Annotated in this window: 7 protein-coding genes and 1 tRNA gene; 3 read left to right on the top strand and 5 right to left on the bottom strand. The window is 47.2% G+C overall.

The window, feature by feature from the left end; all coding sequences use genetic code 11:
* Nucleotides 1-237: 237 nt before the first annotated feature.
* Entirely contained in the window at nucleotides 238-1,308 is a 1,071-nt protein-coding gene (locus WBV75_RS12955) for a response regulator (RefSeq protein WP_424121008.1), read from the bottom strand.
* A gap of 1 nt (nucleotide 1,309) precedes the next feature.
* On the bottom strand, nucleotides 1,310-4,546 hold the full coding sequence (locus WBV75_RS12960; protein WP_424121009.1) for a PAS domain S-box protein: 3,237 nt from the start codon (nucleotides 4,544-4,546) through the stop codon (nucleotides 1,310-1,312).
* A 224-nt stretch (nucleotides 4,547-4,770) separates the two neighbouring features.
* Here WBV75_RS12960 and WBV75_RS12965 point away from each other — a divergent pair, with 224 nt between their 5' ends.
* Nucleotides 4,771-5,541, top strand: coding sequence for a patatin-like phospholipase family protein (locus WBV75_RS12965; protein ID WP_424121010.1), 771 nt, complete (start codon nucleotides 4,771-4,773; stop codon nucleotides 5,539-5,541).
* Between the two features lie 71 nt (nucleotides 5,542-5,612).
* Here WBV75_RS12965 and WBV75_RS12970 read toward each other — a convergent pair whose 3' ends face one another.
* A complete protein-coding gene (locus WBV75_RS12970) occupies nucleotides 5,613-6,035 on the bottom strand; it encodes an Hsp20/alpha crystallin family protein (RefSeq protein WP_424121011.1) in 423 nt (140 codons plus the stop codon).
* Between the two features lie 228 nt (nucleotides 6,036-6,263).
* On the opposite strand from WBV75_RS12970, the gene WBV75_RS12975 reads away from it, so the two are divergent.
* Nucleotides 6,264-6,338, top strand: a tRNA-Val gene (locus WBV75_RS12975).
* Between the two features lie 304 nt (nucleotides 6,339-6,642).
* On the opposite strand, the gene WBV75_RS12980 is transcribed toward WBV75_RS12975, so the two are convergent.
* Nucleotides 6,643-7,920: a UDP-N-acetylmuramoyl-tripeptide--D-alanyl-D-alanine ligase gene (locus WBV75_RS12980; RefSeq protein WP_424121012.1), complete on the bottom strand. Its 1,278-nt coding sequence runs from the start codon at nucleotides 7,918-7,920 to the stop codon at nucleotides 6,643-6,645.
* Between the two features lie 66 nt (nucleotides 7,921-7,986).
* Nucleotides 7,987-9,660 carry a gliding motility lipoprotein GldJ gene (gene gldJ, locus WBV75_RS12985; protein ID WP_424121013.1) on the bottom strand — a complete coding sequence of 558 codons (1,674 nt, stop codon included), beginning with the start codon at nucleotides 9,658-9,660 and terminating at the stop codon, nucleotides 7,987-7,989.
* A 450-nt stretch (nucleotides 9,661-10,110) separates the two neighbouring features.
* Between gldJ and WBV75_RS12990 the strand changes: the two genes are divergently transcribed.
* The coding region (locus WBV75_RS12990; protein WP_424121014.1) for a PorV/PorQ family protein at nucleotides 10,111-10,705 on the top strand (595 nt) is incomplete at its 3' end.

Below are 10,705 nucleotides of genomic sequence, written 5' to 3' on the forward strand. Positions count from 1 at the left end.
AGTCTGTACCGTTTAAAAGGGCAATTGAATAAAGCCCCCGGAGAAATCCTGAGATCGGGATGGCGGTATGGGGTTTTACCTTCCCTTAAGATTATGGCTATTGACTGGTCATTGGGCAAACTTAGAAACATCCGCCACGCCCTGGGTGCTTTACTTCCCCAAACCCGCTAAGTCTTGCTGACAGGGCATCTGAGGTTTGCTGCCTGGACATCTGAATTCGTCCGGGTAGGGGGGGACTTATCCATAACTCCCGATTTCCCGGAGCCTTTCAGGATCGGCAATGAGGATTCGCCGGGCTTTTCCCATATCGATAACCCCGTTTTCCTTGAGCTCAGAGAGGGCCCGGATAACCGTTTCGGTGGCCGTTCCCACCATCCCGGCTAAGTCTTCCCTGGCGATATCGATACCCGCGTGTGTGGCATCCTGAATTAACCCGGCCCGCTGTAATTTGATTAGCACCAGGGCCAGTCTCTTGCGAACGGGGGAATACGCCAGGTTTACCAGTTGCTCCTGGGCGTCGATGAGATTATTTGAAATGAGTTCGATAAATTTTTTCGACACTATTTTGTTTTCCTCAAGGAGCTTAACGAAATCTGTCTTGGGGATACTATATATTTCAGAAAACTCCAGAATCACTGCCGATTCCAGGTAGGTCCGCCCCGGATTAAGCAGGGATAAGGCACCTACAAAGTCGCCTTCCTGGCTAATGCCCGTGATCAACTCCTTCCCCCCCTCCGTAGACTTATAGCTTTTAACCAGACCTTTTTTAACGTAGTACAGGAAGTTTGCCGCATTGCCCTCCATATACAGGAGGTCCTTTGGCTGATAGGTTTTGGAATAATAGATCCGTTCGATATAGTCGAGGTTCAAAAAGGTCGCGGCATGCTCTATAAATGCGTTCAAACCACTTATATCCCTGCTGTATTCTTTTTGCAGGAATTCGTGTCGTTTCAGGCGGGAGTCTATGGCTTCCAGGAGTTCGTGTTCTTCAAACGGTTTGGTAAGGTAGTCGTCCGCACCGAGGTTCATCCCTTTGCGAACATCGGATTTGTCGGCCTTGGCACTGAGGAATACAAAAGGAATCCCTGCGGTTTTGATATTTGCCTGCAAGGCCTCCAGGACCTGATAGCCGTCCAGTCCGGGCATCATAATATCGCATATGATAAGGTCGGGAAGAAAACTCCTGGCTTTCTGAATACCCGCGGCACCATCCGCACTTGTACAGACGTTGTAATCGGCCAGTTTCAAGAGGTCTGCAGTATTCTCCCGTACATCTTCGTTGTCTTCGATAATCAGGATCTTTCTCATATCAGATGGGATTAAATGCTACCGGAAGTTTGAGTTTGAAAGTGCTTCCTTTCTCCAGGGTGCTCTTAAAGGTAATAGTTCCCCCCATGAGTTCCGTATAGAGTTTCACCAGGTGGAGCCCCAGACCTGTTCCCGGAATATTTATGGCGTTTCGTGCACGGAAGAAACGATTGAATAATTGTTCTTGTTCCTCCTCGGGAATCCCCATGCCCTTATCTGTTATGGAAATGGAAAACGTTGTGGCATCTTTTTCGATCGCGATAGCAATCCCGGTTTTCTCAGGGGCGTATTTGATCGCATTGGACAGGAGATTCACCAAAATCTGACGCAGTAGTTTGGGGTCCTGGTACACCCCGAGTGAAGACATTTCAAAGGTCTCCTTAAAGTGCTGTCCTACTTTTAGGTTGCTTTCGAGTTCCTCGAGGACGGAGCGAATCAGGTCCAAAGCGTCAAAAGTATCCGGCTGCGCCTCGATATTCCCTTGTTCGAGTTTACTCAAAGAAAGGAAATCATCCAAAATGACTACGAGGTTCCGCACGTTATTTTTGATCTGTCTCAGATAACGCCGTCGTTTGTCTTCCAGGCCCGGGGTATTTTGTTTTCCAATGAGGATGGCTGAGGAATGAATAGCGCTGAGTGGGGTGCGAAATTCGTGAGAAGCCATAGAGATAAAGCGCGATTTGAGATCGTTGAGTTCCTGTTCAATCCGCAGGGCGCGCAAGAGGTCTTCTTCGGACTTTTTTTGCTCGGTGACGTTGATCAGCACCAGGAGCGCCCATCCCGGGGATTCTCCCACGTACAGGGGCATGGAATTCACCGCATAGGTGTTTTCTTTTATTTGTACCTCAAAAGAGAGGTGTTGTCCCCCCAGGGTCTGCTCTACTTTCTTATCCAGTCTCCTGAGCTCTTCAGCCGTAAAGCCCGGAGTTTTGAGTATTGAGTTTCCTAAAAACATCCAGTTTCGAAGACCTATACGATCCAGTTCTTCCCCTTCCAGGTGTACATAATTCCTCAAGGTGTTGAATACCATGATGACGCCCTTCGGAAAGTTCCGCGCAATAGCCGCAAAGAGTTCCTGATTGGCCAGGGCGCGCTCCTCTGCTTTCTGGGTTGTTTTTATCTGGTTCTGGAGGGTGCGGTTGCTTTCCATGAGTTTCTGCAGCGCAGACTCTACTTCCTCGGTCCGTTGCGCCACATCCTTTTCCAGATTTTTTGCGTATTGTTCGAGCTTGGTATTGCTTTCTTCCAAATGAATACGCGTAAAGTACCTTTCGATCGCAAGGCCGGTGAGCTGTGTGGCATCCTGTACTATTTCTTCTTTTGCCCTTTCGGGTTTGGCAGCAATTTTGCCGTAAAAGGTACAGGTTCCGAGTACCTTTTTTTCAGACGAAAGGACGGGAAAGGACCAGCAACTTTTAATATCTAATGCTTTAAGCGCATCGATGAATCTTCCCGAGGCCTCGTTCTTTTCGAGATCCTCGAGCACTGACGCTTTTCTTTTTTTAACGGCCAGAGCACATGGACAGCCCATATCCTTTTTTAGATCCACTTTCTTTAGTTTTCGGCTCATGACCGTAGGAAGCCCAATACCGGAAAGGGTTTCCAGTATTTTCTTACCCGGTTGCCACAAGGCAATCTGTATCCCCATCTCTGGAAAATAGGCACGGAGAAAGGAGGCAATCATTTCGGCTATATTCGCAAGGGGTTTGTCGTGGGTTATGGCCTCCAGGATTCTTCGGATATGGTCTTTGCGCTCCCCTTCCAAAACCCTTGTGCTGATATCGTTCTGAACCCCTATAAAATGGGTGAGAACGCCCATATGATCACGAATAGGGGTTATAGTAAGTTCATTCCAAAAAAGGGAACCGTCTTTCCGGTAATTTCTCAATTCCAAACGACATTGGGTTCCTTTATTGAGGGCTTCCCGTACCTGCCTTACTTTTTCCGGATCGGTTTCCGGACCCTGCAGAAAGCGGCAATTCTTTCCAATGGACTCTTCTGCCGAGTATTGGGTCATTTCAGTAAAGGCGTTGTTGCAATAGATTATGGGGAAGTCCGGGAGGATTGCATCCGCGATAATAATCCCGTTTCCTGCAGCTTCCAACGCCCGGTTCCTGAGGTTTAGACCTTGTCGGGTGGTACGGGTATCGGTCGTATTTCGGGCTACAGCCAGTACCTGCCGGTCCTCCATACAAACATATCGGATTTCATAGGACAGTTTACCCTGGTCTGTATCCAGGTCTGTTTCCAGGACTTTTGTCTGTCCCGATTGGCAGGATTCCTTAATTTTCAGGAGCATTTCCCGACCTGTCTTTCCGGGAAAGACATCTGCAACACATTTCCCTTCTATACGCTCTTTTTGAAAGTAATGAGGGGAGCGGGCAGATTCTTTTACCCTCAGGATACGCCCATGGCGATCGAGAAGCAGTATGACGTCCGGAATGGCTTCGAGTATGGCCCGGTTTCTTTCCTCACTTTTGAGCAGTTCGTTTTCAGCGGCTCTCTGGTCGGAAATGTCCACTCCGGAACAAATCAGCCCTGTTGGCTTTCCCGAAGTATCTTTTAGAAGGGCATTTTGCCAGCGGATAAGGCGGGTATCCCCCGACTTTGAAGTCACGGGGCTCTCAAAATAATCGGACAACGCCTTTTTGACCCTGAAGGTTTGATCAAAGAGGATTTTAAGTCTTTTCTGTTCTTTCTCCCCGCTGATAAAGGGCAGCCAGTTTTGATTTAACAGGGCTTTCATGGGATATCCCAATACCTCGCAGGCTTTGCGGTTTACAAGGGCAATACTGTAATCGGGTTTTAAGACGATAAACATAGAACCCGCCGAATCCAGATAATTCCTCAGGCGGCTTTTTTCCCGGATGAGGTCCCGTCTGTTCTGCACCCTCTCGGTAATATCCCGGAGGGCGATAATATTTTTTTCCTCGTTTAAAGGAAGTAGCCTGGCTTCGTAATGCTTTTCCGGCTCGTCTTTTGTGGAAAATTCCAGGTGCTGCGGTTTTCGGTTTTCCCTGACGCCTTGCAGTGCTTTGAGGAATAAAGGGCCCACATGGGTGGGAAGCGAATCTGTGAGCGGACTGCCTTTGAGGTCCTTATTTTGCAAGAGAAACTCCTGATCAAGGGTAGGGAGGTAGTCCAGGAAACACCCCCTGGCATCCAGGATAAGTACGGCCTCGGCCCTGCCGTGAGGCAGCGCATCCAACAATCCCGATGCTTTTTTGGAGTTTTTCATTATGCTATAGCTACTGGTCCGCTCGAATTCCCAACCAACTTCCCATACATTCACAGCATTTGTGGATCCGTGGTGGATAAGTCTTAACTTGCACTAAGGCTGAAATCGAGGGGAACCTTAGCAGCCATCTATAAAGATACTACGTGAATACGGATGTTTTATATGACAATGGTCATGCAGCGAATCGATGCCTTATTCTATTTGATAACTGCACTATTTAAATTATGAAAATTGCCTTAACGCTATCTGGAGGCGGGTACAGGGGGATTGCCCATATTGGGGTGTTGAAGGCCCTGGAAGAGGCCGGCGTCAGGCCGGAAGCCATTGCGGGCACCAGTGCCGGATCTGTGATTGGAGCGCTCTACGCTTATGGAATCTCAACTGCGGATATGCTCGAGTTCTTTAAGGGTATTCAATTGATGAGTTTTGGAAATTATGCTTTTGGAAAACCAGGGTGGGTGGACCCCGAAAGTTTTTATGACCGGTTTCTCGAAATACTTCCCGAAGATGATTTCTCAGCGCTCAAAATTCCACTTCAGGTCACCGCAACCAATATCCTCACGGGTGAGTTGAAGATTTTCACCAAAGGGCCTTTAATCCGTTCTATATTGGCCTCAGCTGCCTTTCCTGGATTTTTCGCACCCGTCGAAATAGGGAAAGGATATTATGTGGACGGGGGAGTACTCAATAATTTTCCCGCTGATTTACTCAGAGATCATGCAGACTTCCTGATAGGTGTTTACGTAAATCCTTTTGAGCCGGCAGATAAATCGAAAATAAAACACTCCTTTTCGGTCCTGGAACGCGTTCTGAAAATCAAAACAGCCTCCGATTCCATTAGCAAGTTCCCCCTATGCGATATTCTGGTTTATCCGAAGGAACTCAGTCGCTTTAGCACCTTTCTAGAAAAGGATCTCGATACTATTTTTGAGCTTGGATACCGGGAGGCAAAAGAACGTCTGGATGAGGCTTCGGGCAAAATAAAAAAACTATAGTACAAAAAACCCTGCACTGCGCACTTATGGACGATTTGCAGTACAGGGATAGGTGGATTGAAAAGGGTTTTTCATCCTACTTCAATCACCTTGGGCGGTCTTTTTTCAGCCTCTTCTTTTTTGAGAAGCCGGAAGTTGAGTATCCCGTCGTTGTATTCTGCCTTAATTTCCTCTTCCATTATAGATTCGGGAAGTTGAAGGGATCTTTTGAAGGATTTATAGTTAAACTCCCGACGGGTAAAATCCTCTGACTTTTCCTCCTCGGAAGCCTCTTTTTCGGCAGCGATATTCAGGCATCCGTCTTCGATGGTAATATTGAAGTCCTTTTTTGAGAATCCCGGTGCGGCGAGTTCAATTTCAAACCCCTTTTCGGTTTCCTTGATGTTCAGGGCTGGTTCCACTGTCTTACCATTCCAGAAATCGGCATTCATAAGACCGGATTTCCACATGCGATCATCAAAGAAGTTGTCCAGGTCAAAAAAATCTTGCGACAAAAGACCACTGGGATGTCTTTTTTTAAATTTAGTTAAGTCCATCACATAAAAATTAGATTACACATTGTGGGTTCGCATGTCAAGACGAATGTAAGGAGGAGTCCTGTTTTTAAAAATGACCCAGATCAGCGGGTTGCTTTTTTTTGAAATTGAAAGTTGGGAAAAGATTTCTTTCCCCCTTGTTTTCTCACTCCCGCTTTTTTTTACGAAATTGCGCCTTCCTAAAGGGGGATATTAGCTCAGTTGGTTTAGAGCGCTGCCTTGACAGGGCAGAGGTCACCGGTTCGAATCCAGTATATCCCACATCACTCAGAAAACCCACGTCCGCAGGACGTGGGTTTTTCCATTTCGGACCACGTCGAGTTTACTCGTAAGTGAGGGCGAAATGGAAAAAGACAACAGGCCCGACAGGGGCTGTGGGTTTTGGTTTTCTATTTGCAGGAGCGGGATGTATCTGGATTACCGCCCCGACCGAAGGGAGGGGAGGTAATCCAGAGGATCAAGGGAAGATTAGGAAAGGCCCTCGCACCAGCTGGCTCCTCGCTGCCGAAGGTCCACCGGACCTTCAGCGGTCGCTCGGCCCTCTATTTGCATTAGGCAGCCCCTCTCATAAATGATCCACCAAACACTCCAGGGCCATACCGCGGGAAGCTTTGATAAGGAGGGTCCCCGGTCCTGAAATAGGGTTGGATTTCAGAAATTCCACAAGAGCTTCAAAGGTTTTAAATCTTTCCCCTTCTGTCTGAGTCGCAGAGAACGCAGTACCTACAAGCAGCAGGCTATCCAGCTTTAGAGCATCGGCCTGTTCAGCCATGAGCTGATGTTCAGCTGCAGAATCGGCGCCGAGTTCAAACATATCCCCCAGAATTGCGAATTTTTTAGGGGTTTCAAGAGCCTCCAGGTGCTCCAGGGCGGCAGACATACTACTCGGGTTGGCATTGTAGGCGTCCAGGAGTACGTCCAGGGAACCTACCTGCAAGAGCTGCGACCGGTTGTTCTCGGGAACATAAGACTCAATGGCCGTTCGGATCTCCTTCAGGGGAACATTGAAGTATTTGCCCATGAGCACAGCAACGGCGCAATTACTGAAATTATATGACCCACTGAGGGATGTTTCTATAACTGTATCCTCAGCCTTAAGCGTGACAAAAGGATCGGCTCCCTGATTGTCAATCCTGAAATAACCTGCCTCAGAGGTGCTAAACCCCACTTTGTTCGTATAGGACTCGAGTTTTTCTCTTTGAATGGGATCATCCGCATTCAGGAAGATTGTCTTCCCTTCCGCCATGAGATAGTCATACATTTCACTTTTTCCCCTGATCACGCCTTCCACTCCCCCGAACCCTTCCAGATGTGCCTTTCCGTAATTGGTGATATACCCGAAATCCGGTTCTGCCAAAGCACATAAAAAAGCGATTTCTTTTTGGTGGTTGGCACCCATTTCTACTACCATCATTTCAGTGTCCTTCCGGATCTGCAACAGGGTAAGGGCCACTCCAATGTGATTGTTCAGATTTCCAACAGTAGCCTGGGTCTTGTAGGTGCGCTCCAATACGCGGGATATTAACTCTTTCGTCGTCGTTTTACCATTGCTTCCTGTAAGCGCAATTAAGGTAGCCTGGCTTTGCCGTCTGTGGTGGGTAGCGAGATCCTGCAGGGATTTCAGGACATCGGGAACCAGAAGGGTCCGGTCATTTACGTCGTATTCGGCTTCGTCCACCACGGCAAAGGCGGCCCCTTTTTCCAGGGCCTCCTGCGCATAACGGTTGCCATTAAAATTAGGTCCTTTTAGTGCAAAGAACAGACTATCCGGCAGGACGTTCCTGCTGTCCGTAGAAATTGAGGGGAATTCCAGAAACCGGGAATAAATATCTTCGACGTTCATTGGGTAAATATAAAAAGCCCCGACCGAAAAGTCAGGGCTTTTTTTTAAGGTATGAAAGGGGGTTTATTATCCTTTAACTTTTTTACCCCGAATCGTCTTGTTCTTTCCTTTGGATTTACTTCCCACTCTGGACATGGCACATCTGAATCCGATGTAATCGGTAGCCATGTACTGAGGCAGGTACCTCCTTTGCGCAGGGTCTAACCAGTAGGCACGGTCTCTCCATGAACCTCCCTTGTAAACGCGAACTTCATCGTTGATCAGGGATGTACGGTAGTTACTCTTGTCGTATTCCCGTACCAGCTTACCTTCTTCGTCCCGCTCTACTTTGTGCTTAGGGGCATTGTACATTTGTTTTCTGTCGTCCACATCCTCTTCTTCGCTGAAGCGGTCGAAGAATCTTGAAGACCCGGGATCTCCATCCCTGTATCCACGGTTATCACTCTGAGAGAAATTGGTTCTCAGATAGGTATCCTCTTCATCCACTGCAACCATTTTAACTTCACCAGGCAGGTTAAGAGCTACTATTTTTCCGTTAGGCAGGGTGTCGTAAACAATTTCTCCTTCAGTGAGGACCATTACTTTTCCATCCTTACCTATGGCTTTTTTGTTAAAGATATTTCCGCGATAGTAGTTGAAATCACTTATTTCATCATCTACAATAGGGCGGTAGACGTCAGCTACCCATTCAGCGACATTACCTGCCATATCGTATAATCCCAGATCGTTGGGCTTGTAGGACATTACAGGAGCCGTAATATCTGCCCCGTCATCGGACCATCCGGCAATCCCACCGTAATCTCCTTTACCCTGCTTAAAGTTGGCGAGCTGATCTCCCCTTCCGACTCTTTGGCCGTTACGGGTGTAATCACCTTCCCATGGGTATTTCTTCCTTCCGCGGTAGTTATTGTATTCACGGGTTCCCACAAGGGCAGCTGCTGCGTACTCCCACTCCGTTTCCGTAGGCAGGCGATATTCAGGCATGAGGATTCCGCTGCTCCTTTTCGCAAAGGAGGGAACCGAATCCTTAACATTTTTGCCCATCAGGGTATCGATCTGACCGCCGTATACAGATTTAGGGGCATTCAGATACGTCTCTGTACTGAAATTACCAGCGATCTCACCATTCATCGCCCTGTATTTTACATCTTCAGCCAAATACCCTTCACGCTCGAGCATGGCTTCATTCACCCTGTCGGTACGCCATTCGGCAAACTGAGTGGCCTGAATCCAATTCACGCCAACAACGGGATATTCCGCATAGGCGGGATGCCTCAGGTAGTTATTGGTCATGGTTTCGTTATAGCCCAGGCGGTTTCTCCAAACCAGTGTATCCGGAAGGGCACCTACATAAATATTGGCGTACTTCGGATCTTCGGGCGGGTAGACACTTTTAAGGTAGTCCAGGTATTCGAGATACATCACGTTGGTCACCTCTGTCTCATCCATATAGAAGGACTGGACGTGCTGCGTTGTCGGAGTGTTGTTCCAGTCGTGCATGACGTCGTCCTGAACCTTACCTTTTGTGAAGGTTCCTCCTTCAACAAAGACAAGTCCCGGAGCGGTTTCCTGCTCCTTGAAATCGGAATTATACTGAAATCCCCCTTCCTTGTCGTTGATTTTCCAACCTGTAGCTCTAGAGATATCCTTGGATCCTAAAGACTTCTTGCAACTCTGCATGCTTAGGGATCCTACGACAATGGCTGCCAAAAGGAATGTGCTGGTACGTGTTTGTTTCATCTGTATTTCGGACTTAAGTTTCGGATCGGGCTTTTTAGGGCCTTCAGTCGTTTTTTAAATGCTATTCGGCTAATTAAACGGGTAAAAGTTCATTATATTTTACACCTTTAACAAAAACTATATTTGGCCAAAACCGAATTGATTCCGGCCTTATGTGCATTGATAACGAGTTATTCGTCGATCTAGTATAAGCCCGGAGAGGTTTTTAAACCCGTGTGTTGGGGGAATTAAACGGCTCAAAGTTAAAACCATTTTTCAGAAGCTATATATTAATAGGTATTAAATCAACTTTAAACTTCTTAAAAACACTGAAGGTTTCAGGAAGTCTCACATAAGATATTGCGAAAATTGCCGTTACCATAGAATATACCGGGGTATTTAAGGAACAGAATTCTTCCGGTTTCTGCCCTTTGAAAAAAGGGTTTTTTATTTAAGAAGCACTTTGTTACGATGAAAAAAATTTGCGTATTACTTCTGCTTGCCGCCTCATTCAAGGGGTTTGCACAAGATGAAAGGGTTATTACTACGGCGGTGCCTTTTTTGAGGATTGCTGCAGATGCCAGGTCCTCTGCCATAGGCGATATCGGAGTGGCCAGCTCTGTAGACGGATTTTCCCAACAGTGGAACCCTGCCAAATTTGCCTTTGCCGAACGCAAAATGGGAATTGGGATCAGCTACACACCCTATTTAGAGAGTCTTATCACTGATATTGCATTGCTCAACGGGAGCTATTTCAATAAAATCAATGACCAAAGTGCCTTTGCCGTATCTATAAGGTATTTTACCCTGGGGGAAATCGAGTTGCGAAATTCCTTTGAGGAAATCGGTACCCTGGTTAAGCCCAATGAATTATCTATTGACGGTTCGTATTCCCTGAAATTAAGCGATCAGTTTTCCATGTCGGTTGCGGGTCGGTTTATCAGTTCCAACCTGGAAATTCCCCAATTGGGGAATGCAGTACAGTCGGGAAAGACTTTCTCGGTGGATATTTCGGGGTATTACTACGGCAGGGAAAGGGCTTATGACAATTTTGACGGCCGTTGGG

Origin of the sequence: Robiginitalea sp., assembly GCF_049588695.1 — a bacterium.
Classification (GTDB): Bacteria; Bacteroidota; Bacteroidia; order Flavobacteriales; family Flavobacteriaceae; genus Robiginitalea.